Below are 24,426 nucleotides of genomic sequence, written 5' to 3'. Positions count from 1 at the left end.
CGAACCGACCACTCGCGGGGCACCCCCCTGCGCGCCCTCGGATGATCGGTCGTGTGGTGGACAGCCCGCCCGGCGGCCGGAGGTGATGACGTGGCAGGCAGATTGCTCCGCTCTGTCTGTACGGCGGCGCTGGCGGCGGCGACCGCCGTCTCGGTACCGGCCGCACCCGCCGCCGGCGCACCGGCACCCCCTCCGCCCACGACCGTCTCCGGGATGCTGACCCAGCTTCAGACGCTGTACCGCCAGGCGGAGGAGGCCGGCGAGACGTACAACGCGACGGAGGAGGAGCTCAAGAGGCAGCGCGCCAGAACGGCGAGGCTCGCCCGCGAGCTGGCGAGGGCGCGCACCGCGGTCGTCGCTGCCCGCGACGACGCGGGACGGCTGGCCCGCGAGCAGTACCGGGGCGGGTCCGACTTCTCCGCATATCTGTGGCTGCTGCTCGCCCGGAATCCGGAACAGGCCCTCGACCAGGACCATCTGATCGAGCGCGCCGCCGCCGACCGGCTGGCGACGATGGCCGGGCTGGAGGCGGGCGCGAAGCGGGCCGCCGGGCTGGCTGCCGCGTCCCGCAAGGCGCTGCGCGAGGAGCTCACGCTGGCGGTGAAGCAGAAGGAGGCACGCGACACCGCGACCGCGCGGCTGAAGGACATCGAGGAGATGCTCGCCTCGCTCTCCGCCGACGAGATCGCCGAGGTCGCGGCGCTGGAGCGGTCCAATGCGGCCGAGGCCCAGAAGAAACTCCTCGCCTCGGGTGTGCTCGGCGGCAAGCGCACGCCGACGCGAAAGGGCGAGCGGGCGCTGGAGTACGCGGTCGCGCAGATCGGCAAGCCGTACGTCTGGGGCGGGGAGGGCCCCCATTCGTACGACTGCTCGGGGCTGACCTCGCAGGCCTGGGCGCAGGCGGGCCGCGAGATCCCGCGCACCAGCCAGGAGCAGTGGGCCGGGCTCACGAAGGTCTCGCTGCGCTCCCTGCGCCCCGGCGATCTGGTGATCTACTACCCCAAGGCCACCCATGTGGCCATCTACCTCGGCGGCGGCATGGTCGTCCAGGCCCCGCGCCCGGGCACCAAGGTCAAGGTCTCCCCCATCGCGGCGAATCCGCTGATCGGCGCCGTCCGCCCGGACCCGGACGGCAGTCCGCTGAGTTCGTACACCCCGCCGCGGCTCCCCAAGGGCGCCACGGCGGGGACGGACGACGGCTACTTCGCGGCGGAGGCTCCGGACACCTCGGCCAAGTAGGCGTTCGCCTTCTCCGGCTCGAAGAAGAAGTTCTCGAAGTCGGCCGGATCGTTGAAGCCGTTCGCGAACCGGTCGGCGACCGGCTGGAGCCCGCCGGCCGCGCCGATCAGGTTGAGCACGTGCTCCGGCGGGACGCCGAGCATCGCGTTCGTCCACTTGGTGACGTGCTGCGCGGTGTCCCAGTAACGGTCGAACGTGGACTGCATCCACGTCTCGTCGAAGGGCCGGTCGCCGTGCTCGGTGATCGAGGCGAGGTACGAGGCGGCGCACTTGGACGCCGAGTTGGAGCCCTGACCGGTGATCGGGTCGTTGGCGACCACGACGTCCGCGACGCCGAGGACCAGACCGCCGCCGGGAAGGCGGCCGATCGGATTGCGGACGGTGGGGGCGTACCGGCCCGCGAGTGTGCCGTTCGAATCGGTCAGCTCGACCTTGGTGGCGCGCGCGTACTCCCAAGGCGTGAACTTCTCCATGAGCTCCAGGGTCAGGGAGAGGTGCTCGGCGGGGTCCTTGACCCCCTGGAAGGCATCGAGCGGTCCGCCCGGGATGCCCTCCCAGAAGAGGATGTCCGCGCGGCCGCTGTTGGTGAGCGTCGGCATCACGAAGAGCTCGCCGACGCCGGGGATCAGATTGCAGCGGACCGCGTCATAGTCGGGGTGCTCGGGGCGCGGGCCCAGGCCGTGGACGTACGCGACGGCGAGCGCGCGCTGCGGAGTGTCGTACGGGGAGCGGGCGGCGTCCCGGCCGAACATCGAGACCAGCTCGCCCTTGCCCGCCGAGACCATCACCAGGTCGTACGTACGGGAGAAGTAGTCCAGGTCGGAGACCGCCGCGCCATGGATGACGAGCTGGCCGCCGCGCTGGGCGAAGGTCTCCATCCAGCCGGCCATCTTCACGCGCTGGTCGACGGACTGCGCGTAGCCGTCGAGCTTGCCGACCCAGTCGATGGCGCGGGTGGAGTCCGGGGCCGCGACGGAGACGCCGAGGCCCTCGATGCGCGGGGCCTGGGGCTCCCAGAAGTTGATGCCCAGATCGCGCTCGTGCTGCAGGGCGGTGTGGAACATGCACTGCGTGGACATGACCCGGCCGGACCGGATCTCGTCGGCGGTGCGGTTGGACATGAGGGTGACCTCGTAGCCCTGCGACTGGAGTCCGAGGGCGAGCTGGAGACCGGACTGACCGGCGCCGACTATGAGTATCTTCCGCATGGCGGGTGTTCTCCGTTGCGTAGCTATTCGGGGGTGGCTTCGAGGGCGTGGGCGACCAGGGTGAGCAGGGACTCGATCACCGTGATCCGGCTCCGCGCGTCCATGATCACCACGGGTATGCGGGGCGGCACCGTCAGCGCTTCCCGCACATCTTCGGCCTCGAACAGCTCCGTCCCCTCGAAGTGGTTGACGGCGACGATGTACGGCAGGCCACTGCTCTCGAAGTAGTCGAGCGCCGGGAAGCAGTCCGGCAGCCTGCGGGTGTCGGCCAGTACGACCGCGCCTATCGCGCCGCGCACGAGGTCGTCCCACATGAACCAGAAGCGCTGCTGGCCCGGCGTGCCGAAGACGTACAGCACCAGATCGTCGTCGAGCGTGATCCGGCCGAAGTCCATGGCCACGGTCGTGGTGAGCTTGTCGGGCGTCGCAGCGAGGTCGTCGGTCTCCTCGCTCGCCTGGGTCATCAGCGCCTCGGTCTGCAGCGGCGTGATCTCGGAGACCGACCTGACGAAGGTCGTCTTGCCGACGCCGAATCCGCCCGCGACCACTATCTTCGTCGCGGTGGGAGCCCGGGTGCGGTCCAACTGCCAGGCCTGCAGATCCTCTTCGGGCTGCGGGTGGGGACGGGCGAGCAGCGTGTCAGAGGCGGCGGAGTCCACTCAGCACCCTTTCGAGCAGCGCGCGGTCGGGCTGGCCGGCGCCGTGCCCGGTCCCGTACACGCGGATCTTTCCCTGGTCGGCCAGGTCGCTGAGCAGCACCCGGACGACACCCAGCGGCATCTTCAGCAGGGCCGAAATCTCGGCAACGGTACGCATACGGCGGCACAGCTCGACGATCGCCCGCAGCTCGGGCATGACACGCGAGGAGAGGTCGCCGTTGGGCAGTTCCTTGCGCTCCTCGGGGGCTTCGAGCGCGGCGACGAACGTCTCGACGAGCAGCACATGGCCGAAGCGGGTGCGGCCGCCGGTGAGTGAGTAGGGACGGACCCGGGCGGGGCGTCGGCCCTCTCCGCGGACGGGAAGCCTTCGGGCGGGTTCAGCGGCGGGCGTCACTGAGCGCTCTCCATCGATTTGCGCAGTTCGCTGCGGAGTTCTGGGGTAAGGACATGTCCGGCGCGGCCGACGAAGAGCGCCATGTGGTACGCGACGACGGTCATGTCGCAGTCGGGAGTGGCGTGCACGCCGAGCAGCGAGCCGTCGCTGATCGACATGACGAAGACGCTGCCCTCCTCCATCGCGACCATCGTCTGCTTGACGCCGCCGCCGTCCATCAGCTTGGCGGCGCCGATGGTGAGGCTGCCGATGCCGGAGACGATGGTGGCGAGGTCGGCGCTGGAGCCCCTGGGGCCTTCCGGGCGGCGGGTGGCTGCCGGAGCGGCGTTCTGGGCGGGGTCGGACGAGAGCAGCAGCAGTCCGTCGGACGAGACGACGGCGACCGAGCGGACCCCTGGCACCTCCTCCACGAGATTGCTCAGCAACCAGTGCAGATTGCGGGCTTCACTGCTCAGGCCGAATGTCCCGGTCGCAGTCAACTGCGTGCCTCCTCGACTGTGTCCCCCGCTTCTGCTGCTTCGGTGCCTGCTTCCGTTTCTGTCCGGTCCGCGATCTCGGCCTCGGCGTCGCGGCGGCCGTCCTTGGCGCCCTGGTGGAAGCCGCCGAGACGGCGGCGCAGGGCGTCGGCGTCGACGCTGCCGGTGCGCCCGCCGGGCGCGGTGGCGGGCTTGACGACCTTGGGGGTGCGCTTGGGCAGGCCCTTGTCGGTGACTCGCTCCCAGGCGGGCCGCGGTACATCGACCGGCTCGGGCTCCGCGACCGCCTCGGGCTCCGCGGCGGGCTTGAGTTCCGAGGCGGGCTCGGCCTCCACCTCGGCCGGCGGCTCCTGGGCAACCGGCGGCTCCTGGGCAACCGGCTCTTCGGCGACCGGCTCCGGCAGGCGCATCTCGAACGTCGTCTGGTCGGCGCCGGCGCCCTCCAGGTCCCCGTCGGCCGTCCGCTCGTGCGCGTCCGGTTCCGCCGCGCGGATCGCGTGTTCGGCGGCCACCACGAGGGGGTCCACCACGGGGGGGTCCACGGGGGGGTCCAGAACCCGGCGGGAACTGCCCGGCAGCGCATTGGAGTTGGCCTCAGCCACCGACCCGGGTAGATGCTGCGTCGGCGCCCCGGCGGCGCCCGCCATCGGCACCGTGTGCGTCTGGGCAGCCGGCGGGCCGGTCGGCAGCAGCGCCTGCGTGAGAACGACGACCGCGGCGATCCCGCCCTGCTTCTGCTCACGCAGCTGCACCCGTACGCCGTGGCGTGCGGCCAGCAGCGCGGCCACCCGCAGCCCGAGGCCCTCGCCGTCCCGGCCGGCCCGGGTCTCGTAAGCGTCCGGGTCCTCGAGTCGCGCATTCAGCTCGGCCATCCGCCCGGCGGTCATCCCTATGCCGGTGTCCTGCACGGAGAGCATCACCTCGCCGCTCTCCAGCAGCCAGCCCGACAGCTCGACCTGGGCGTCCGGCGGTGAGAAGGCGGTGGCGTTCTCCAGGAGCTCGGCGATGAGATGGCTGAGGTCGTCCGCGGCGAATCCGGCGACCTGCGCGTGCGGCGGCAGGGACTGGATGATGACCCGTTCGTACCGCTCGATCTCGCTGACGGCAGCGCGCAGTACGTCGACGAGCGGGACGGGGGCCGCGTGGCTCTGGCCGTGCTCGGCGCCGGCGAGAACCAGCAGGTTCTCGCTGTGGCGGCGCATGACGGTGGCCATGTGGTCGAGCTTGAAGAGGGTGGCGAGCCGCTCGGGGTCCTGCTCGCGCTCCTCCAGCTTCTCGATCACGCCGAGCTGCCGCTCGACGAGGCCGAGGGTGCGCAGTGAGAGGTTGACGAAAGTGTGCTGGACGGTGTTGCGTAGCCGTTCGAGCTCGGCCGTCAGCTGGTGGGTGTGCGCCTGGAGTTCGGCACGGCCGACGGCCAGGTCGGCGGCGAGCGCGTCACGGGCGTCGGCCAGGTCGCCGCGGTCGCTGTCCAGCCGCTCGGCCCGTACACCGAGGTCCCGCAGCTTGTCGTGCAGAGTGTTCAGGGACCGTACGACCTGCGCGAACTCGTCGTTGCGGCCGGTGAAGCGGACCGGCTCCTCGACCTCGGGGGCGGCCGCGAGCCGGGCCGCACCGATCCGCAGGACGGCGAGCGGCCGGGTGAGCGTACGGGCGACGGCGGCGGACACGCCGATGGCGACGATCAGCAGGCCGCCGAGCAGCGCGATCCGGATCTCCAGCGCGGTGATGTCGTCGTCGCGCAGTTGCTCGAAGCGCTCGGTCCGGCCGACTGCCAGGGACGACTCGACGCCCCGCATCTGCTCGATCCGGGCGGTGAGCGAGGTTTCGAGCTTCTCGCGGTCGGATTTGCGGTCGGCCGACGAGAGCTCGGGCTGGTCGGTCAGCCGGGCGAGATAGCGCTCGGCGGCCTTGACCTCGGATCCGGTGACGGTGGCGGCCAGCGAGTTGCGGGCGTCCTTGCCCGCGGCCTGGTCGAAGTCGGCGAGCGCGGCGAGTTCACGCACCCGGGACTGCTGGGCGGCGGCGCTCAGCGCGTTGCGCGTACGGTCGCTCTCGCCGTCGTCCCCGCCCTCGTCCTGGACGGGCAGCCCGGTGACCGGGTCGAAGGTCGGGCTGCTCTCCTCGCGCGGCACGGAGAGCGCGGCCAGCAGCAGCCCGCGGGTGGCGGACGCCTGCTCGACGGCGAGGCCGAGCGCGGCGGGCGCGCGGGTGCCTCCTGCGGACTCCGTCCCGGAGGACTCCCAGGCGCGCGGCGGGGTCTTGTCGGCTAGCTCGTCGGCCAGGGCGTGGAGGTTCGCGATGACCGCGGAGTACGCCCGGTAGGCCTCCATCGCCGTGCCCTTGCCCGTGAGGGCGGTGCGGCGGACGGAGGGCACTGCGGACAGGTCGCGACGCAGTTCGGCGTGGTCGTCGGGGACGACGCCGCGGATCTCGTCGATCTGCCGGTCGACGCGGGTGCTGCGGCTGGCCGAGATCTCCCGCCGGTCCTCCTTGTCACCCTTCTGGTCGTCACGGCCCGCCGCGATGTACGCGGTGACCTCGTCGCGCTCGTCGGCGAGGGAGTGGGCCAGGGTGACGGCCTGGCGGTTCAGCGCGGCGAGGGTGACCAGGTCCTGGGACTCGGTCAGTTCGGCGGAGGTGGCGAGGACGCCGGGAGCGCCCGCCGCGATTACGACGAGGCTGACGGCCGCGACTCCTGCCACCAGACGGCTGCGTACCCGTACAGCTCGGGTGGCCGGTACGGCGCGGGTGGCCGGGGAGCCGTCCGGAGTTTCCATGGGCCTGCCGCCGTTGCCCCGAGGCCACTTCATCTGCACCGGTGCTCGCAATCTTGCTTGACTCGTCCGCCCATGAACCGGACCAGAGATGACTGCCGGTCACACGCGAGGGCCTACCCCTGGTACGGAAACGAGTGAACCTCACTCGGGAGTTGGCGAACAAGTCGCCGCCGCGGCCGGTACGGCGGCGCGCGGGGCACCGGCTGGATCTTCCGGCCGGGCTTTGGCAGGATGCGCGCCCGCAGCCGGGACGGCCCGCTTCCCACACCCCGGGAACACGCCCTGACCTGCTGGTAAGGGCCAATTGCATGGTCATGCGGGCTTCGTGAAGGTGTCATGCAGACTGGGGATTATGCGTATCGAACTCGCGACCACCCCCGGCACGTCCGAACGCCCCAACGAAGACTGGGCTTCCGTGGCCCTGCCGGGCTCCGGCCAGGGGGGAACGCTCGTGGTGCTGGACGGTGTGACGCCACCCGCGGGCGACGACGGATGTGTGCACGGTGTGCCGTGGTTCACCGCCAGGCTGGGTGGCGCGCTGATCGAACTGTCCGGTTCGCGACGGGATATGACGCTGGCAGCAGTCCTTTCGGAGGCAATCCGGCGCACCGCGGATGCCCACCGTGACACCTGTGACCTTTCTCACGTGCGTACACCGCAGGCCACGGTGGTCATGGCGCGCTGGGGCGGCCGGGCGGAGCCGGTGGAGCATCTGGTGCTCTCCGACTCGACGCTGCTGCTGGAGTCGCCGGACGGGAAGGTGCGGGCGGTGCTGGACGACCGTATCGACCGGCTGCCCCGGGAGTCCTTGCGTACGCATGCCTCGGCGGACGCGCTGCGCAATGCGGAGGGCGGGTTCTTCACCGCGGCGGCCGATCCGGGGGTGGCGGTTCGCGCGGTGACGGGCAGCACGCCCCGCGGCGAGGTGCGGGCCGTGGTCGCGCTGACCGACGGGGCGGCCCGCTGGGTGGAGATGTTCGCGGAGGGCAGCTGGGCCGAGTGCCTGGCGCTGCTGCGCAAGGAGGGGCCGCAGGGGCTGATCGACCGGGTCAGGGCGCTGGAGATCTCGGCCCAGGAGCGCGGGAGCGTGATCCGCTGGAAGCTGCACGACGACGCGGCGGTGGTCTACGCGGAGCTCTGACCTTTCGAGCCCGTCGGGCCCCGGAATCTACGCGGAGCTCTGACTCTCGAGCTCGCCGGGCCCCGGAATCTACGCGGAGCTCTGACTTTCGAGCTCGCCGGGCCCCGGACGAAGTCCCCGGGCGCGGCGACGAACCGGCCGTGGGACGGACCCGGTCACTCCTCGCTCTCGGCCCGCTTGTTCAGCTGGTGCAGCAGCCGGGCCAGCTCCGCGACCTCGCCGCGGTCCCAGCCCGCCAGCTTGCTCACATAGCGGTCGCGCCGCGCGTCCCGCACCCTGCGGAAGCGCGAGCGCCCTTCGTCGGTGAGCCGGACGAGTGAAGCGCGGCCGTCGGCCGGGTCGGGTTCGCGGGCCACCAGGCCGAGTTCCTCCAGGGCGCGCAGCTGGCGGCTCATGGTCGCTTTGCCGACGCCGAAGTAGCCGGCGAGCTCGGTGGCGCGCTGCTGCCCGGCATCCTCGAGACGTACGAGAAGTCCGTACGCGGCGGGCTCGAGATCGGGGTGGACCTCGCGGGCCATCTCGCCGGAGGACGCCCGGGCCCGGCGCAGAAAGACGGCCAACTCCCGCTCCAGAGCGAGGAATTCGTGGTCCACACCACTCCCGCACTTGGGGTCCGCTTCACTCCCCGTACCGCTCTCGTGCACGTCAGCACCCCTCGCGCGCTTTCCGGATCCTGAAAGTTTCTTCCGGCGGCAGCCATTGCCGCAGCTCGGCCAGTATTTCGCAGGCATAGACCAACGGCAGCACCGTGCCCCCCTTCCACCCGTGGTTCTGCGTGCGTAGCGTCACTGCTGGCATGTCCACACCATGAAATCCCGCCACGACATGTCGACACATCGTCAGTTCCCCCCCACCGAGGTCTTCGGAGGCACGCTATGCCCGTGCTCAGATCCGGATCGACCGACCGCTCACGCCTCGCGACAGTGGTCGGCACTCTCCTCGCAGTTCTCTCCCTCCTCCTCACCCTCCCGGCCGCCGCCGACGCCGCCGACGCCGACGCCGCTCCCCCGCGCGGCTCGGCGTATCTGGGCATGGGCGTCATCGCCCACGACGGACAGGGAGGCTTACCTCCGGGCAACCGCGCCGCCCAGACGGAAGGCGTCGACGTCTCCAGCCACCAGGGCAACGTCAACTGGTCCGGCCTGTGGAGCAGCGGCGTGAAGTGGGCCTACGTCAAGGCCACCGAGGGCACGTACTACAAGAACCCGTACTTCACGCAGCAGTACAACGGCTCGTACAACATCGGGATGATCCGGGGCGCCTACCATTTCGCCACCCCCGACACCACGACCGGCACGGCGCAGGCCGACTACTTCGTGAACAACGGCGGCGGCTGGTCCAGGGACGGCAAGACCCTGCCGGGCGCGCTGGACATCGAGTGGAATCCGTACGGCGCCGCCTGCTTCGGCAAGACCCAGTCCGGGATGGTCACCTGGATCCGCGACTTCCTGAACCGCTACAAGGCGCGCACCGGGCGGAACGCGGTGATCTACACCGCGACCAGCTGGTGGACGCAGTGCACCGGCAACTACAGCGGCTTCGGCGCGGCCAACCCGCTGTGGATCGCCCGGTACAACACCACGCCGGGCACCCTGCCGGCCGGCTGGGCCTACCAGACGATGTGGCAGTACACCTCGTCAGGACCGATCGTCGGCGACCACAACAAGTTCAACGGCGCGCTGGACCGCGTCGTGGCGCTCGCCAACGGCTGAGCGGCGCACGTAGCCCGTCCCGCGCCCGCTGGTCACGACGGCCACGACGGCCACAAAGGTCACGACGGTCACGACGGTCACGACCAGTGCGCGGGGCGGGTCAGCCCGGGCGGCAGCCTGGTGGACCGATCGCCCTTGGCCGCGTTCAGCTGCGGCTGGGTGAGGAAGATGCTGCCGGTCAGATCCGCGCCCGCGAGGTCCGCGTCCCTGAGGTCGGCCCCGATGAGGTCGGCGAGACGCAGATCGGCGCCGGTGAGATCGGCGGCGATGAGATACGCGCCGCGCAGATCGGCGCCCTTGAGGTCCGCGCCCCCCAGCCGCGCGCCGACGAGGTCGGCGCCCCTGCGGTTCTTCTTCCGGTCCTTCGTCTTGCTGCCCGCATCGCGCCGGACGAGATCGCTCGTACGGAGCAGCAGCACGTTGACGTCCTGCCGGTGCGTGGCCACGTCCAGCTTTTCGAGGGCGTCGGGGCCGAGCCCGGTGAGGCGCTCTGTCTCCTCCAGCAGCCGCCGGAGCTCGACGTGCAGCGCGCGGGCGGGGCGCAGGGTGAGCGCCTCTGTCAGATACCGGAGCAGCTCATGAAGCTGTCGTACGACGGGGAACACGGCGAACATCTGCGATGCGGTCTCCGGGGCACGCCGCCAGTCCGTGCCGCCGAAAGTGACCTGGGAGACCTGCTGTCCCGCGCCGAAGCAGTCGTAGACCGTGCAGCCGGGAAAGCCGCTCTGCCGCAGCCGCGTGTGGATGCCGCAGCGGAAGTCCGTCCGCAGGTTGGAGCAGGGCGTTCCGGCCTTCTTGTCGATCGCGAAGTCCGCGGATGCGGAGAGGGTCAGTGCCACGCAGCACAGTCCGAAACAGCTCTCGCAGTCCGCCCGCAGGGCCCGGTCGTCGCGTTGGTCGTCCACACCGGCCATTGTGCTGTGTCCTCCTGGGGGACAGCCCTGCGACCCCCGGACCCCCGGCGCACGGGCGCCGGGGGTCCGTCTCTCACTCAGAGATCACCGCGTCGGCGTCAGCCGCACAGTCCGGCCGGGCGTTCGCGGGTGACCAGGTCGGTCCAGCCCGTCGTGCCGTCGATCCAGACCACCTGCCGGCCCGAGACCGCGGCCGGGGAGATCTGCTCGCCCCGGTTGCAGGAGACCCGTTCCTTGCGCGAGCCGTCCGTCGTCAGCTGCCACAGCTTCGGCAGCGACTCGTTGCGGAACGCCGTGTCGGGCAGCGCGCTGGTCACGGTGACCGCGTCCTCTGAGGCCGTCAGGTCGAAGGGCATCAGCGCGGTCGGCTTGGCCTCCGGGCTGATGTCCACCGTGCCGGTGCCGTCCAGGCCCGAGCGGCGGACGCCCATCTGGCCCTGGTCGTTCAGATTCTCGTCCACCAGCCAGAAGGCGTGCGTGGAGTTGATCCCGCTCTGACCGAGGATCTGCGGCTCACCGAGCTGCTGGGCGAGGGTGGCCTTGCCGGTCTTGAGGTCGTAGACCTCGACGCCGAGCTTGTACTCCTCGGGCGTCGGATACAGCTTGGCGTAGACGAGTTTCCCGTTCTTGATCGCCGGGAGGGCGGTGAGTACGTCGAAGCCGCCGCCGTCCACGAAGGTGGGCTCACGGTCGCCGGGCCGCAGGTGGCCCACATGCCGGTCGCCGAAGATGCCGAAGCTCTCGAAGACGACGACGCCGTTCTCCACGCGCAGCCCGCCGACGTCCGTGGACGAGGTGTAGAGCTTCTTGACCGGACCGCCCGCCAGCGGCCGGGAGAGGATGTCGAGGCTGGTCGTGCCGTACGCCGCCCAGACGACCGTCTTGCCGTCGGTCGCCGGGTAGACGTGGTAGCGGCCGTCGTTGGGGCTGATCAGCTTCGGGGCGCCCTTGCCGTCCGCACGGCCCGCGTACACGGAGTACGGCTCCGAGCCGTCGTCGTTGGACTGCGAGACGGCCCACCAGCCGCCGCCCGCCTGAACCCCGGTGCCCGACGTGTTGACCTTGCCCAGCAGCTGGTCGGAGTCGACGCCGAGCGCGTCCTCCCAGCCGGGGACGATGCCGTGGGCGTTGAAGGAGCGCTTCACCGCGGTGAGCTGCTTCGCGGTGACGCCGAGGTCCTTGGCCGCCGCGAGCACCGCGTTGCGGCCGTCGGTGAAGCCGTCGAGCGGCGTCATGTACTCGGCCAGCGCCTTGTACACGATGCGGTCGGCGAGCTCCCCGCCCACGTCCTGGCGCAGGTCCCACAGTGCGCCGGAGAAGATGGTCGAGTTGAGGTGCACGCCGCCGTTGTCGGTGCCGAAGGCGACGCCGAGGAAGTTCTTCGAGGTGGTGGCGCCGTCGTTGAGGTTGCGGAAGGCGCACTCGCGCGGCTTCGTCGTACGGCAGAGGTCCTCGCCGATCAGACCGGAGTCCGGATCGTCCATGGCGGCGCCGGAGACGCCGATGTCGATCGCGTTGCCGAAGTAGTCGGCGAGTGCCTCGTTGAGTGCGCCGGACTGGCCGGCGTAGACGAGGTTGGCGGTGTTCTCGACGACGCCGTGGGTCATCTCGTGACCCACTACGTCGAGGTCTGCGGAGAGCGGCTTGTAGTCCTCGTCGCCGCTGCCGTAGACCATTTTCTGGCCGTCCCAGAAGGCGTTGACGTACGGACTGCCGAAGAAGGTGACCCCGACCAGGGAGTTGACGGTCATACCGCGGCCGTCGAGGCTGTCGCGGGCGTGGTTCTTCTTGAAGTAGTCGTAGACCTGGCCGGCCGCCCAGTGGGCGTCGACCGCGCCGGACTCGGTGGCGTCCTTGCCGAATTCCCTGGCCGGGTGGCCGAATTCCTTCAGCCCGCTCGGCCAGACGCCGGCCACCTCGCTCACGTCGCGGTCCCGCGCGTCCCAGGTGGTGAGGGTGTTCTTGCTGGTGTCCCCCATCCGCGACTGGTCGATCAGCACGTACTGGTCGCGGGTGGCGTCGAGCTGGACGTCGAGGTCGACCTTGGTGCCGTCCAGCTTGACGCCGGTGCCCTTGAGGCCGGCGGCGGGGTCGGCGTCGGCCGCGCGGGCGGACCGCTGTGCGGCCTTCTGCGCCGTGCCGGACGCGACGGCGGCGGACGCGGCGGCCTTCTTCGCGGTCAGCGTCTTGATGCCGCTGAACTGCAGCACCGGGTAGCCGGCGTTGGCGTCGACGTAGACCTGCTGCAGCACCGGTTCGCCGGTGGTGGGGTTCGTGCCGCGCACGGTCACGTGGTAGGCGAGCACGCCTTCGCCGCGCGGGATCACCACGAGGCCGCCGGCGGCGCCGGTGAGTGCGGCGGCCTTCGCGGACTCGGCCCCCTTGCCGCGTACGGCGTCGGCCTTGCTCAGCGTCTTTCCGCCGAGGCGCGCCGCGGTCGCCGCGACTGCCCGCCGCACCGCCGTCTCCTTGCTGACGGTCGCCTTCGTGCCGGTCTTCAGGCCGGTGAAGTACTTGCCGGAGGTGCCGGTGACGAAGCGCTTGCCGTCCTCGGACTCCATGCGTACGACGTACTGGCCGCCGAACACCGGGATCCCGTGGTGCTTCTGCTGAAGCCTCACGACCTCTTTTGCGCCGTTTTTGACGGTCTGCAGCGGCGCGAGGTCGCGCTGCGCGTCGGCGATCCTGTAGCGGCGGTCCTTGGCGTCGAGATGGCCGCGAGCCGCGTCCGCCGGGTTGGCCTTGGCGTCCGCCGCATCCCGGATGCCGTCGACTAACGACGGGGTGGCCGTCTCGGCCCCCGGTATGACATCGGCGGGTGGTGCGGCGGCCGGCGGAGTGATCGCCTGTGCCGGTACCGCGGTGAGCAGCAGCCCGGCTGTGCCGAGCAGTGCGGCGAGACCGATCCCCCTGGATATGCCCGGTCTCTGTGTGCTTGTCCTGGCCTTGCGCACAGTTCGTACCCCTCCCACGTGCTGGTCAAGCCGTAAAGGTGGTCATGGCCATGCAACCGGTGGGACGTCAACCGATCAATGTGGCCTGCGCGTTGACAACTGGACATGCCCACTTGTGTGCCTCGTGAAGGCAGAGTGAGAATCCGATGCATGAGCGAGGGGGCATTGCACACCCTCGGCCTGGGGGAGGCCGAGGAGCGCGCGTACGAGGCACTGCTCAAGGAACGGGCCGCAGGGGCCGAGGAGTTGGCACGACTGCTGGGGCTGCCGCGGGACCGGCTGGACCGGGCGCTCGGTCATCTGGTGGAGGACGGGCTGGCGCTGCCCGCGGGCGGGGACGGCGACGGGCTGCCGCATCCGGCCGCTCCGGCTGCCGCGATCCGTACGCTCATCCACCGCCGACAGGCCGAACTGCACTTACGTTCGGCGGAGTTGGAGCGATTGCGGATGACCGCGGACCAGCTGGCGGGCCGGCTGATGTCCGGGTCACCCAGCGCGCCCGAGGGCGGCATCGAGGTAGTGACCGGCCCGCGGGCGATCGGCGAACGGGCGGAGTATCTGCTGGCGTCGGCGGAACGGGAGGTGGCGATCCTGGACCGCCCGCCGTATGTGAAGGGGCCGCGGGACGGCAGCGCCGCGCAGCCGGGACTCGGCATCGAGGCGCTCCTCGACCGGGGCGTGGAGGTTCGGACCGTCCTGGACCGGGACGGGCTCGCCCACCCGGGCCGGATGCGCTCGGTGACCGGCCTGGTCGAACAGGGCCTGCGGGCGCGGGTGGCGACGGCCGTCCCCACCAAACTGATCGCGGTGGACCGCCGGATCACTCTGCTCCCCCCGACCGACGCGGCGGACCCGAAGGCATCGGCGCTGGTGATCGGCGACTCGCTGCTGAGTAACGCGCTGGTGCCGCTGTTCGAGACGGTCTGGGACCGGGCCACGCCACTGGGCGGCTCGGCCGGGGCGTGCGCGGCACTGCCTGAGGCCCAGAAGGAGTTACTCGGCCTGCTGGCGGCGGGCCTCAAGGACGAGGCGATCGCCCGCCGCATGGGCGTCCACGTGCACACCGCACGCCGGAGGATCAGCCGTCTGCTGGAGACGCTGGGGGCGGAGACGCGCTTCCAGGCGGGGGCGCAGGCGACGTTGCGGGGCTGGCTGGACTGAGAGCCGTGAGCGGGCAGGATGTCCGGATGAAGTGGCACAGCCGTACGAGCAGAACCAGCGGCACGATCAGGGGGCTGAGGTGGCCCGCCATGGCCGCGCCGAACGCCATGGCCGCGCCGACCGCCATCGCCCCGCCGAACGCCATCGCCCTGCCGACCGCTATGGCCGTGCTGAGCGCCATGGCCGTGCTGACCGCCGCGACCGGGTGCGCCGGGCCCTCCTCCGCCGCGCCGCCCGAGGCCACCGCGGCGGACCGGTCGGCCGGGGCGCGGGCCGTAGCCCCCGCGCCGCGGGCATCCGCGACCGCCTTTGACGGAGCCTCGTCCGTCGGGGTGCTGATCGATCCGGACGGCGAGCACTTCTGCACCGCTAGCGTCGTGGCCAGCCCCAAGGGCAACGTCATCGCCACCGCGGCGCACTGCATCCAGGACGCGGGCAGCGCGGAGGCGTACGGGCCGGGCGAGCTGGAGTTCGCGCCAGGGTTCTCGGGCAGGGGCAAGGGGAGTTATCCGTACGGGCGCTGGAAGGTCGCAGCCATCCACGTCGACGAGCACTGGACGGACGGCGACGACGACGCGGATGCCGCGGACTACGCGTTCCTCGTTCTGGAGCCGGACGCGAAGGGCCGTCAGGTGCAGCAGGCCGTCGGCTCCGCCGCCCCCGACTGGGCCTCGCCGCCCGACCGCCGGGTCACCGTCGTCGGGTATCCGACCCGGGACCACAACCCCACCAACCGCCCCGTCGCCTGCACCACCGACAGCCGCCCCGACCCCGATCTGCCCAAGACGCTGCTCATGGAGTGCGCGGGCTTCTGGGAGGGCACCAGCGGCGGGCCCTGGCTCGCCGACTACCGGGACGGCGGGCATCAGGGCAGGCTCATAGGCGTACTGAGCGGCGGCGACACGGACAGCGAGTCGACGGCCGCTCTCTTCGACGACCGCGCCCGCGCGCTGTACGACAAGGCGGCGGCCGGATAGCGCGAAGGCCCGGCGGTGCGAGAACACCGCCGGGCCCACAGCGCACCCCGGTCAGGCCGCCGCGGCGGCCACCGGAACCTCCGCCGCAGAGAGCGCGATCTCCAGCACCTGGCGGACATCCGTCACCGGGTGCACCTCCAGCCTTTCGAGGATCTCGGCCGGGACGTCGTCCAGGTCCGCCTCGTTGCGCTTGGGGATCACGACCGTCGTGATGCCCGCCCGGTGCGCGGCCAGCAGCTTCTGCTTCAGACCGCCGATGGGCAGGACGCGGCCGGTCAGCGAGATCTCGCCGGTCATGGCGACGTCCGTACGGACCTGACGGCCGCTCAGCAGCGACGCGAGCGCCGTCGTCATCGTGATGCCCGCGCTCGGCCCGTCCTTCGGCACCGCGCCCGCCGGGAAGTGGATGTGCGCGCCCCGGTCCTTCAGGTCGGCGACCGGAAGTTCCAGTTCGGCCCCGTGCGAGCGGAGGAAGGAGAGCGCGATCTGGGCGGACTCCTTCATCACGTCGCCGAGCTGACCGGTGAGGGTCAGCCCCGCCGCGCCCGTCTCCGGGTCGGCCAGCGACGCCTCGACGTACAGCACGTCACCGCCCGCGCCGGTGACCGCGAGGCCGGTGGCTACGCCGGGCACGGCCGTCCGGCGCTCGGCCGGGTCCTGCGCGGACTCGGGCACGTGGTGCGGCCGTCCGATCAGGCCGCGCAGCTGCTCGGCGCCGATCGTGAACGGCAGCTCCTGCTCGCCCAGTTCGTGCTGGGCCGCCACCTTGCGCAGCAGCCGGGCCACCGACCGCTCCAGGTTACGGACGCCCGCCTCCCGGGTGTACTCGCCCGCGAGCCTGCGCAGCGCCGAGTCCTCCAGGACGACCTCGCCGGGCTCGAGACCCGCCCGCTCCAGCTGGCGCGGCAGCAGGTGGTCCCGGGCGATGACGACCTTCTCGTCCTCGGTGTAACCGTCGAGCCTGACCAGCTCCATCCGGTCGAGCAGGGCCTCGGGGATGGCCTCCATGACGTTCGCCGTGGCGAGGAACACCACGTCGGACAGGTCGAGTTCGACCTCCAGGTAGTGGTCGCGGAAGGTGTGGTTCTGCGCCGGGTCCAGTACTTCGAGCAGCGCGGCCGCCGGGTCGCCCCGGAAGTCGGAGCCGACCTTGTCGATCTCGTCGAGCAGGACGACCGGGTTCATCGAACCGGCCTCCTTGATCGCCCGCACGATCCGGCCGGGCAGAGCACCCACGTACGTACGCCGGTGTCCGCGGATCTCCGCCTCGTCCCGTACGCCGCCGAGCGCGACCCGGACGAACTTCCGTCCCATCGCGTGCGCGACGGACTCGCCGAGGGAGGTCTTGCCGACGCCGGGCGGGCCGACGAGCGCCAGGACCGCGCCCCCGCGTCGTCCGCCGACGACGCCGAGCCCGCGGTCGGCGCGCCGCTTGCGCACCGCCAGGTATTCGGTGATCCGTTCCTTCACGTCCTGCAGGCCGGCGTGCTCGGCGTCCAGGATCGCCTTGGCGCCCTGGATGTCGTGCCCGGCCGCGCTGTCATCAGTTCGTTCGTTCCAGGGCAGTTCGAGCACGGTGTCGAGCCAGGTGCGGATCCAGGAGCCCTCGGGGCTCTGGTCGCTCGACCGCTCCAGCTTCTCGACCTCCTTGAGCGCGGCCTCGCGCACCTTCTCGGGGAGGTCGGCGGCCTCGACGCGGACCCGGTAGTCGTCGGACTCGTCGGCAGCGTCGGTGGCCCCTCCGTTCAGCTCGCGCAGTTCCTTGCGTACGGCTTCGAGCTGACGGCGCAGCAGGAACTCGCGCTGCTGCTTGTCGACACCCTCCTGGACGTCCTTGGCGATGGACTCGGCGACGTCCTGCTCGGCGAGGTGCTCACGCAGCTGCTCTGTGGCGAGCTTGAGGCGAGCCACCGGGTCGGCGGTCTCCAGCAGTTCGATCTTCTGAGCGGTGGAAAGGAACGGCGAGTAGCCGGAGTTGTCGGCCAGCTGCGAGATGTCGTCGATCTGCTGGACGCGGTCCACGACCTGCCATGCGCCGCGCTTCTTCAGCCAGTCGGTGGCGAGCGCCTTGTACTCCTTGACCAGCTCGGTGACCGAGCCGGGCAGCAAGTCGGGCACGGTCTCCTCGACGCGCGAGCCCTCGACCCAGAGCGCGGCGCCGGGGCCCGTGGTCCCCGCACCGATCCTCACCCGCCCGCGGCCGCGGATGAGCGCGCCGGGGTCGCCGTCGGAGAGCCGGCCGACCTGCTCGACGGTCCCGAGCACGCCGGTCGCGGCGTAGTTCCCGTCGACGCGCGGAACAAGCAGCACCGTCGGCTTGCTGGCACCGCTGGAACGCGCGGCAGCCTGGGCGGCCTCCACCGCGGCTCGTACGTCGGTGTCGGACAGGTCGAGCGGCACCACCATTCCGGGCAGCACGACCTCGTCGTCGAGCGGCAGCACGGGCAGGGTGAGCGGTGTGGACATCGAAGCCATGATCTCCCCTTAGGCAGTCAAGTTGAGCTGTATGGACTCAATGCACAATGCCGCGGAGATGTTCCCAGGGGAGTGTTCGCTGTCAGCGATCGGCTTTCACGCCTGGTCAGGGGGTGTACGAGGAGGGCTCAGCGATCGCGGAGCGGGAAACCGTTCCGCCACCGCGCCCAGCGGCGCACCGCGGGCCAGCAGGCGATGCCGGCCAGCAGGGCAAGCGGATGGCCCCAGTTGGTGAGCGGGTCCGCGAAGGCGAGCAGGTCCTGGAGGAGCATCAAGGAGACGAAGCCGAGCAGCGTCGCGCGCAGCAACGGGCCGAACAGCCCGGCAAGGGCGCCGATGCTCGCCATCAGGCCGAAGCTGATGCCGTAGTCGAGGCGGTGCAGCGAGGTGGCGGGCAGATGTCCGGCCACCACCGAGACCCCGACCGGGATTTCGGTGGCCAGCGTCGCCCCGACATGCCCCGCCAGGAAGACGCCGGCGGTGCGCCAGGCTCCGATGCGGCGCTCGAGCGCGGTGAGCGTGAAGAAGAAGGCGATGGCGTACGGGCCGAGCGGGTCGCCCGCGACCCACAGCGCGCTGGCGCCGAGAACGAGCAGCGGCCTGTCCATCAAATGGGCAACATCGGTGCTGGAGCCGCGGAGCAGCGTGGAGACCGTGTCCGGGTCGCCGTGCTGCACGAAGAGTGAGGTGGCGATCAGGACGAGGACGTAGCAGAAGGTGAACGGTGTCCCGGTGGGCGTGGGCAGCACCTGGAGCACGCGCCGCCAGCCCGGGAGACCCACGGGCGGGGCGGGCGCCGCGGTGGGCGTCACCGCCGGTGCGACGCCTGGCACGACAGCTGGTGCGACGGGAGCCGGCAAGACGGGAGCCGTGACGCGAGCCGTCACGATCCGCGCGGATGGTCTCCGCTGGGCCGGGACGGCGTTCAGCAGTTCCTGGCCCGTGAGTTCCTGGCCCGTGGCCGGGTCGCGCGTCGTCGGCCGATGCACCGCGTGGCCCCTTTCGTCAAGCCCCCGAACAGACCCCACCCAACGCGATCACCATCACACCCGTCTATGACGTGCGCCACATGGGGCAACCTTCACAGGTTTCCGTGCGTCGCCAACACGCCAGGTCCTGGCGAGCGGGCAGTGGCCCAGCTGTGAATCGGCTGTGAATCGGCCGTGAACCGGCAGCGCACCCGCGAGCGATAGAGAGGGCGTGAGACTGATGCGCCCCACGGGGGGAGACCAGGACGACGACGCAGCGCTGCTGCGGGCCGTCGCGCGCGGGGACACGGAAGCGCTGGCCGCGCTCTACGACCGGCACGCCGGCTGGCTGCACGCCCGTCTGACGCGCCGCTGCGCGGACCCGGAGACGGTACGAGAAGTGCTCCAGGACACCTTCGTCACGGCGTGGCGGTCCGCCGCCTCGCACCGCAGCGGAGAGGCCGGCGGCTGGCTGTGGGTGATCGCCGCGCGGCGGCTGGTCGACGCGCAGCGGGCGCGGGCCCGCGAAACCCGCGCGGACCGGGTCGTCCACGAGCCCGCCGCGGCCACACCCTCCGCCGAGGAGAGGGTGCTGGCCGGTCTGGAGTACGGGGACGTGGGCGCCGCACTCGAACGGATCTCGCCGGAGCTGCGGGAGGTACTGCGCGCCACCGTCATCGACGGGCTGACGACACGTGAGACCGCGCGGCTGCTCGGCATACCGGAGGGCACGGTCAAGACCCGGGCGGTGCGTGCCCGCCGCGAGCTGCGTGCCGCGCTGGCTCAACTGGCGCCCGACACCGATGCGTTGGGAGGCACGGCGTGAACACGTGGCATGTGAGCAATCAGCTGGCGGCGCAGTACGCGTCCGGCTCGGCCGCCGAGCCGGACGCCTGGTCTCTGGAGAAGCACGTCGAATCGTGCGGACCGTGCGCGACCCGGGTCTCGGCGGCTGTGCGGGCGGGCACGGCGGGCCCGGTACTGGCGGTTGTCCGGGCGGCGGTGCTGTCGAGCGCAACGGCACCGGCGGCGTCACGCACCGGAGTGCCGTGGGGCGGGCGCGCGCGGGTGGCCGGGACGCGCCGGGCCGTGGCGCGGGGAGCCAGGATGCGCCGGGGTGGGATGCGGGTGGCCGGGGCGCGAGAGCCTGCGGGCACGGGCTGGGCTCCTCGGGGGTGGGCGGGGTTGCCGGCTCGCATGGTGTGGGCCGCCGGGCCCGCGTTGCGAGGCGCCTGGCTGATGGCGCTGCTCCTGGTGATCGCCGGTGCGCTCATCCTCGCGTACGGCGCGCACTTCGGCGGCGCCCGCCCGCTGCTGCTCGCGATTGCGCCGGTGCTGCCGCTCGCCGGGGTGGGTCTCTCGTACGGGCGCCACGCGGATCCGCTGCACGAGGTCGCCGCGTCGACCCCGTCCGGCGGACTGCGGCTGTTGCTGACCCGGACCGCGGCCGTGCTGGCGGTCAGCGTCCCGCTGCTGACGACGGCCGGCGCGCTGCTGCCCGCTGCGGCGGATGTGCCGGGTGCGGCGGCCTGGCTGCTTCCGGGTCTCGCCCTGACGCTGGCGGCACTGGCGCTCGGCTCGTACGTGGGCTGCGCGGCCGCCGCCGCGGGCCTGGCCTGCGGCTGGCTGGGCGTCGTCGTGGCACCCGTACTGGCCACGCTGCCGCGCGACCTGGCGGGCCAGCTCGAGCGGTACGTCTCGGGGCCCGCCATGCAGGGCGGCTGGGCGGCGGCTGCCGTGCTGTGCGCGGGGCTGCTCGCCGTACGCCGTTCGTCCTTCGACCATCTGGAGAAGATGTGAGCACCGTAGAGGTCACCGGGCTGACGGTCCGCCACCGCAGGACGGTCGCGCTCGACGCGGTCGCCCTCGGCTTCGGCACCGGCGTACACGGTCTGCTGGGCCCGAACGGCGCCGGCAAGACCTCGCTGATCCGCGTCCTGGCCACGGTGGCCGCACCGGCGGAAGGCCGGGTGGAGCTGCTCGGCCGCGATGTGTCGCGGCACCGGGAGCGGGCGGAGGTACGGCGGCGGCTGGGCTATCTGCCGCAGGAGTTCGGCTACTACCCGGGATTCACGGTCCGGGAGTTCGTCTCGTACGTGGCGTGGCTGAAGGAAATGACGGCGGAGTCGGTCCCCGGTGCGGTGGAGCGGGCGGTCGAGCGGGTGGGTCTAGCGGACCGCATCGACGCGAAGGTGAAGACGCTGTCGGGCGGGATGGTGCGCCGGGTCGGCATCGCGCAGGCCATCGTGAACGAGCCGGATCTGCTGCTGCTCGACGAGCCGACGGCCGGTCTCGACCCGGAGCAGCGGGTCGAATTCAGAGCACTGCTCCTGGAACTGGGCACTGCTTCCACAGTGATCGTCTCCACCCACCTGGTCGAAGACGTGGCGGCCGCTTGCGCGGAGGTGACCCTGATCGAGTCCGGCCGGGTGGCCTACCGGGGCACCACCGCGGAACTGACGGCGCTGGGCAGGGACTCCCTGGACGAGAGCGCCGGCAACGCGATCGAACGCGGCTACACCGCAGCTCTGCGCGCCCACCGCGCGCTCGCGGGAGCGGGCCGGTGAACACGACCACCCTGAAACGTTCCTCCCCCACCCGTAGCCCCTTCCCCGCACGCGCCCGACACCCGCTGCGCACCGAGCTGCTGCACGGTTTCGCACCGTGGGCCGGGGTCGCCGTCCTGTTCACGCTCCTGGTGGCCATGGGCTCCAAGGCCGCTCAGTGGCAGGGTAGTTGGTCAGAGACCCTGTCCGAGCTGCATATCTTGAGCGCGCTGCTCGGAGGGCCGCTGGCCGCCGCCGCAGGCTGCTGGCAGGGCGGCAGGGAGCGCCGGCGGCATACCGCGGAGCTGCGGTCGACGGCCGCCCGTGGCCCGCTCGCGCAGTTCCTGGTGGCGTCGCTGCCGGTGGCGGCGTGGGTGTCCGCAGGGTACGTGTCCACAGCTCTGGGGGCGCTCCTGGCCACCTGGCCGTATGCGTCGGCAGGCCGCCCGGTCCTCTCCGCGCTGCCGGCGGACGCGGCGTTCCTGGTGGCGTGCACGCTCGTGGGCCACGTCGTCGGACGGCTCGTGGCATGGCGGCCGGCCCCGCCCGTACTGGCCGTCTGCGCGTATGTCGCCCTCGCCGTCCCGACGTACCAGACATCCGGAGTCCGGCATCTCAGCCCGGCCGCGGAGTCCATGAGCCTGTCGCTTCCGGTGTGGTGGCAGCCGCTCGCGATGACGGCGTGGACGGGCGGTCTGGCCGTGGCCGCGGTCCTCGCGTACGCCGCCCGGCGCCGGTACACCGCGTTGCTGCCGCTCGCCGCCGCGACCGCCGCCGCAATGCTTGTCGCGCAGACGGGCGACGCCATGTGGCGCGACGACCCGCTCTTCGAGCGGCAGGTGTGCGACACGTCCCTCAGGCCCAACATCTGTGTGAACGCGCTGTACAGAGGGCTGCTGCCGAAAGTCTCCGCGGCTCTCTCCGACGTCACGGGCCGGCTCGAAGGCGTCGAGAACCTGCCGGTCCGGTTCGAGGACCTGCCCGGGGAGCCGAAGCCCGACGAGGCCCAGCTGCCCATGCTGACTCCGCTCGGCTGGTACGTCGTACGCGGTGAACTGATCAATCCGCAGCAGTACGCGTGGGAGGCCGCCGCCGCGCTGACAGGCATTTCAGTCCAGTGCGAGGCCCGCGGAAACGACGAACGCGCGCACCGGGTCGACAACACCGTGACGGACTGGCTGAGCCCCAACCCCGGACGGGACGATTTGGACGAGCGCTTCGAGGAGCAGGCCCGGAAGAGGGGCGACGAGAAGGAACTCGCCCGTATCAAGGCCGACAAGAACGCTCTCGCGCATCTGACGTCCATGGGTGACGAGGGCCGTCGCGACTGGCTCACAGGCTACTTCGCGACCGCCGACAGCTGCGACCCGAGCAAGGTGCCCGCACTGTGACGGGCTCGGACGGCGAGACCGCCGCCCCGGCCGGCCGCATGCTGTACGCCCGGTCCCGCGGCATCCCCGTCGCCCTCGCCGTACTCGCCGCAACAGCCGGTCTCGCCGTCTGGGCCGCATACGGCCTGGACGCCTATCTCGACCCGAAGCGGCGCGTGCCTGTGGTGGCGCTCGCACCACTGCTCGCCTCCGCCGTGATCAGCACCAGCTTCCACCAGTACGCCGACGAGCTGGACCGGACTGCCGTGCGCCCCTGGTGGCCCCGGCGGCTGGCCCATGTGCTGGCACTCACCGTGCTCGCGGCGGCCTCCCTCGCGCTCGCGGTGCTCGGGCACACGACCGAGTTCGGTGCGCCGGCGATGGTGCGCAACACCCTCGGGGCAGTGGGCATCGCCACGGCCTCGGCGGCGCTGATCGGCGCGCGGCTGAGCTGGCTGCCGACGTTCGCGTACCTCAGCGCGATCTACCTCGGTACGCCCGGCGTCCACGGCGGATGGGCAGCGGTGTGGGCCTGGCCCATGCAACCGGGCCGGCAGCCCGCGGCGTGGGCGACGGCGGGAGCGGCCTATGTCGCAGGATCGACACTGTACGCATGGCGCGGGTCCCGCCGCGAGGGGCCGTAGCCCGCCGGGAACCGAACCCACCGGCCCGGAAACCATTTGTCCCGCTCGCCCCACCCCGCCACCATGACCACCGACACGCGTCCGCCCCGCACCCGTCACCCGGAGGTCACCGCCATGCCGCTCCAAACCGACGGACCCGTCACCCTCGACCGGCGAGAGGGGCCCCACGGGGAGGTCGTCCTCCGGCAGCGCGGTGCGCATCACGAGATCATCGCCAATGGGTGCTTCCTGATGGACACGTCCGACGGCCGCTCCGAGCGGCTGCTCATCGACGCCGCGTACGAAGCCCTCGCCGCCGCCGGAAAGAGCGACCCCGCCCTCCTCATCGGCGGACTCGGCGTCGGCTTCTCCCTCGCCCGTGCCGCCGCCAACCCCCGCTGGCGGCATATCGCCGTCGTCGAGCGCGAGCAGGCGATCATCGACTGGCACCGCACCGGCCCCCTCGGACAGATCTCCGGCGACGCGCTCGCCGACCCGCGCAGCGTGATCCTTCACACGGACCTCGTCGACTACCTGCGCACGACCACGGACCGCTACGACGCTCTCTGCCTGGACATCGACAACGGACCCGACTGGACCGTCACCGACGACAACGAAAACCTCTACTCGGCGGCCGGACTCGCCGCCTGCCAGGGCCGGTTGGAGCCCGGCGGAGTCCTCGCCGTGTGGTCCGCGCAGCCCTCTCCGGCGTTCGAGGATGCGTTGCGGAATGCCGGATTCACCGGGGTAACTACCGAAGAGATCCGGGTTGCCCGAGGAGTGCCCGACGTGGTCCACCTTGCTGTTCGCCCTGCGTAGCCGGGATGCC

The 24,426-nt window shown here is 71.6% G+C and carries 22 protein-coding genes; 11 read left to right on the top strand and 11 right to left on the bottom strand.

Going from position 1 to position 24,426, the window contains the following annotated elements; all coding sequences use genetic code 11:
• The first annotated feature begins 90 nt into the window (after positions 1 to 90).
• Complete coding sequence (locus ACFYWY_RS03500; RefSeq protein ID WP_389178980.1) at positions 91 to 1,239, top strand: NlpC/P60 family protein; 1,149 nt, start codon at positions 91 to 93, stop codon at positions 1,237 to 1,239.
• Here the strand turns inward: ACFYWY_RS03500 and ACFYWY_RS03495 are convergent.
• The 5 genes from ACFYWY_RS03495 to ACFYWY_RS03475 are packed head-to-tail and all read right to left on the bottom strand — an operon-like array spanning position 1,200 to position 6,756.
• Positions 1,200 to 2,447, bottom strand: coding sequence for a styrene monooxygenase/indole monooxygenase family protein (locus ACFYWY_RS03495; protein ID WP_389178977.1), 1,248 nt, complete (start codon positions 2,445 to 2,447; stop codon positions 1,200 to 1,202). The two genes, ACFYWY_RS03500 and ACFYWY_RS03495, sit on opposite strands and share 40 nt — an antisense overlap.
• 23 nt (positions 2,448 to 2,470) lie before the next feature.
• Positions 2,471 to 3,106 carry an ATP/GTP-binding protein gene (locus tag ACFYWY_RS03490; protein WP_389178974.1) on the bottom strand — a complete coding sequence of 212 codons (636 nt, stop codon included), beginning with the start codon at positions 3,104 to 3,106 and terminating at the stop codon, positions 2,471 to 2,473.
• The gene (locus tag ACFYWY_RS03485) at positions 3,087 to 3,500 is read right to left on the bottom strand and encodes a DUF742 domain-containing protein (RefSeq protein ID WP_389178971.1); all 414 of its coding nucleotides are present in this window, start codon (positions 3,498 to 3,500) and stop codon (positions 3,087 to 3,089) included. Before ACFYWY_RS03485 ends, ACFYWY_RS03490 begins: the two co-directional genes overlap by 20 nt.
• A complete protein-coding gene (locus tag ACFYWY_RS03480) occupies positions 3,497 to 3,979 on the bottom strand; it encodes a roadblock/LC7 domain-containing protein (protein WP_389178968.1) in 483 nt (160 codons plus the stop codon). The genes ACFYWY_RS03485 and ACFYWY_RS03480 overlap by 4 nt, the downstream gene beginning before the upstream one ends.
• Positions 3,976 to 6,756: a nitrate- and nitrite sensing domain-containing protein gene (locus ACFYWY_RS03475; protein ID WP_389178966.1), complete on the bottom strand. Its 2,781-nt coding sequence runs from the start codon at positions 6,754 to 6,756 to the stop codon at positions 3,976 to 3,978. The genes ACFYWY_RS03480 and ACFYWY_RS03475 overlap by 4 nt, the downstream gene beginning before the upstream one ends.
• Before the next feature lie 352 nt (positions 6,757 to 7,108).
• On the opposite strand from ACFYWY_RS03475, the gene ACFYWY_RS03470 reads away from it, so the two are divergent.
• Entirely contained in the window at positions 7,109 to 7,897 is a 789-nt protein-coding gene (locus tag ACFYWY_RS03470; protein WP_389178963.1) for a hypothetical protein, read from the top strand.
• 155 nt (positions 7,898 to 8,052) lie between these two features.
• On the opposite strand, the gene ACFYWY_RS03465 is transcribed toward ACFYWY_RS03470, so the two are convergent.
• On the bottom strand, positions 8,053 to 8,541 hold the full coding sequence (locus ACFYWY_RS03465) for a MarR family winged helix-turn-helix transcriptional regulator (RefSeq protein ID WP_389178960.1): 489 nt from the start codon (positions 8,539 to 8,541) through the stop codon (positions 8,053 to 8,055).
• Positions 8,542 to 8,772: 231 nt separating this feature from the next.
• On the opposite strand from ACFYWY_RS03465, the gene ACFYWY_RS03460 reads away from it, so the two are divergent.
• Positions 8,773 to 9,609, top strand: a complete 837-nt coding sequence (locus tag ACFYWY_RS03460) for a lysozyme (RefSeq protein ID WP_389178957.1) — start codon at positions 8,773 to 8,775, stop codon at positions 9,607 to 9,609.
• A 77-nt stretch (positions 9,610 to 9,686) separates the two neighbouring features.
• On the opposite strand, the gene ACFYWY_RS03455 is transcribed toward ACFYWY_RS03460, so the two are convergent.
• Positions 9,687 to 10,523, bottom strand: a complete 837-nt coding sequence (locus tag ACFYWY_RS03455) for a pentapeptide repeat-containing protein (RefSeq protein ID WP_389178954.1) — start codon at positions 10,521 to 10,523, stop codon at positions 9,687 to 9,689.
• Positions 10,524 to 10,621: 98 nt separating this feature from the next.
• On the bottom strand, positions 10,622 to 13,477 hold the full coding sequence (locus ACFYWY_RS03450) for a M4 family metallopeptidase (protein ID WP_389178951.1): 2,856 nt from the start codon (positions 13,475 to 13,477) through the stop codon (positions 10,622 to 10,624).
• A gap of 150 nt (positions 13,478 to 13,627) precedes the next feature.
• Between ACFYWY_RS03450 and ACFYWY_RS03445 the strand changes: the two genes are divergently transcribed.
• Positions 13,628 to 14,638 (top strand): helix-turn-helix domain-containing protein, encoded by a 1,011-nt coding sequence (locus tag ACFYWY_RS03445; protein ID WP_389178948.1) that lies wholly within the window; start codon positions 13,628 to 13,630, stop codon positions 14,636 to 14,638.
• A gap of 5 nt (positions 14,639 to 14,643) precedes the next feature.
• Entirely contained in the window at positions 14,644 to 15,615 is a 972-nt protein-coding gene (locus tag ACFYWY_RS03440; RefSeq protein WP_389178945.1) for a trypsin-like serine peptidase, read from the top strand.
• A 51-nt stretch (positions 15,616 to 15,666) separates the two neighbouring features.
• Here ACFYWY_RS03440 and lon read toward each other — a convergent pair whose 3' ends face one another.
• Both lon and ACFYWY_RS03430 read right to left on the bottom strand, forming a co-directional pair.
• The gene (lon, locus tag ACFYWY_RS03435) at positions 15,667 to 18,090 is read right to left on the bottom strand and encodes an endopeptidase La (RefSeq protein WP_389178942.1); all 2,424 of its coding nucleotides are present in this window, start codon (positions 18,088 to 18,090) and stop codon (positions 15,667 to 15,669) included.
• A gap of 128 nt (positions 18,091 to 18,218) precedes the next feature.
• Entirely contained in the window at positions 18,219 to 19,079 is an 861-nt protein-coding gene (locus tag ACFYWY_RS03430; RefSeq protein ID WP_389178939.1) for a rhomboid-like protein, read from the bottom strand.
• Positions 19,080 to 19,299: 220 nt separating this feature from the next.
• Between ACFYWY_RS03430 and ACFYWY_RS03425 the strand changes: the two genes are divergently transcribed.
• Positions 19,300 to 19,884 (top strand): RNA polymerase sigma factor, encoded by a 585-nt coding sequence (locus ACFYWY_RS03425; protein ID WP_389178936.1) that lies wholly within the window; start codon positions 19,300 to 19,302, stop codon positions 19,882 to 19,884.
• 19 nt (positions 19,885 to 19,903) lie between these two features.
• Here the strand turns inward: ACFYWY_RS03425 and ACFYWY_RS03420 are convergent, their stop codons facing one another.
• The gene (locus ACFYWY_RS03420; RefSeq protein ID WP_389178933.1) at positions 19,904 to 20,215 is read right to left on the bottom strand and encodes a hypothetical protein; all 312 of its coding nucleotides are present in this window, start codon (positions 20,213 to 20,215) and stop codon (positions 19,904 to 19,906) included.
• Positions 20,216 to 20,243: 28 nt separating this feature from the next.
• Here ACFYWY_RS03420 and ACFYWY_RS03415 point away from each other — a divergent pair, with 28 nt between their 5' ends.
• The 5 genes from ACFYWY_RS03415 to ACFYWY_RS03395 all read left to right on the top strand — a co-directional run bounded on the left by ACFYWY_RS03415 (position 20,244) and on the right by ACFYWY_RS03395 (position 24,416).
• Positions 20,244 to 20,858: a hypothetical protein gene (locus tag ACFYWY_RS03415; RefSeq protein ID WP_389178930.1), complete on the top strand. Its 615-nt coding sequence runs from the start codon at positions 20,244 to 20,246 to the stop codon at positions 20,856 to 20,858.
• Complete coding sequence (locus ACFYWY_RS03410) at positions 20,855 to 21,625, top strand: ABC transporter ATP-binding protein (RefSeq protein WP_389178927.1); 771 nt, start codon at positions 20,855 to 20,857, stop codon at positions 21,623 to 21,625. Before ACFYWY_RS03415 ends, ACFYWY_RS03410 begins: the two co-directional genes overlap by 4 nt.
• The gene (locus tag ACFYWY_RS03405) at positions 21,622 to 22,995 is read left to right on the top strand and encodes a hypothetical protein (RefSeq protein ID WP_389178924.1); all 1,374 of its coding nucleotides are present in this window, start codon (positions 21,622 to 21,624) and stop codon (positions 22,993 to 22,995) included. The genes ACFYWY_RS03410 and ACFYWY_RS03405 overlap by 4 nt, the downstream gene beginning before the upstream one ends.
• Before the next feature lie 38 nt (positions 22,996 to 23,033).
• Positions 23,034 to 23,618, top strand: a complete 585-nt coding sequence (locus ACFYWY_RS03400) for a hypothetical protein (protein WP_389179581.1) — start codon at positions 23,034 to 23,036, stop codon at positions 23,616 to 23,618.
• A gap of 114 nt (positions 23,619 to 23,732) precedes the next feature.
• The gene (locus ACFYWY_RS03395; RefSeq protein ID WP_389179578.1) at positions 23,733 to 24,416 is read left to right on the top strand and encodes a spermidine synthase; all 684 of its coding nucleotides are present in this window, start codon (positions 23,733 to 23,735) and stop codon (positions 24,414 to 24,416) included.
• Positions 24,417 to 24,426: the final 10 nt, after the last annotated feature.

It is taken from the genome of Streptomyces sp. NPDC002870 (assembly GCF_042888505.1).
Lineage (GTDB): Bacteria > Actinomycetota > Actinomycetes > Streptomycetales > Streptomycetaceae > Streptomyces.
The sequence above is the reverse complement of the archived record's forward strand: the minus strand, read 5'-3'. Positions and strand labels throughout refer to the sequence as shown.

Excerpts from the sequence above, each read along its gene's own strand:
- ACFYWY_RS03495 (WP_389178977.1), bottom strand. The coding sequence starts at position 2,447 with ATGCGGAAGATACTCATAGTCGGCGCCGGTCAGTCCGGTCTCCAGCTC.
- ACFYWY_RS03475 (WP_389178966.1), bottom strand. The coding sequence starts at position 6,756 with ATGGAAACTCCGGACGGCTCCCCGGCCACCCGCGCCGTACCGGCCACC.
- ACFYWY_RS03470 (WP_389178963.1), top strand. The coding sequence starts at position 7,109 with ATGCGTATCGAACTCGCGACCACCCCCGGCACGTCCGAACGCCCCAAC.
- ACFYWY_RS03460 (WP_389178957.1), top strand. The coding sequence starts at position 8,773 with ATGCCCGTGCTCAGATCCGGATCGACCGACCGCTCACGCCTCGCGACA.
- ACFYWY_RS03455 (WP_389178954.1), bottom strand. The coding sequence starts at position 10,523 with ATGGCCGGTGTGGACGACCAACGCGACGACCGGGCCCTGCGGGCGGAC.
- ACFYWY_RS03445 (WP_389178948.1), top strand. The coding sequence starts at position 13,628 with ATGAGCGAGGGGGCATTGCACACCCTCGGCCTGGGGGAGGCCGAGGAG.
- lon (WP_389178942.1), bottom strand. The coding sequence starts at position 18,090 with ATGGCTTCGATGTCCACACCGCTCACCCTGCCCGTGCTGCCGCTCGAC.
- ACFYWY_RS03425 (WP_389178936.1), top strand. The coding sequence starts at position 19,300 with ATGCGCCCCACGGGGGGAGACCAGGACGACGACGCAGCGCTGCTGCGG.
- ACFYWY_RS03400 (WP_389179581.1), top strand. The coding sequence starts at position 23,034 with ATGCTGTACGCCCGGTCCCGCGGCATCCCCGTCGCCCTCGCCGTACTC.
- ACFYWY_RS03395 (WP_389179578.1), top strand. The coding sequence starts at position 23,733 with ATGCCGCTCCAAACCGACGGACCCGTCACCCTCGACCGGCGAGAGGGG.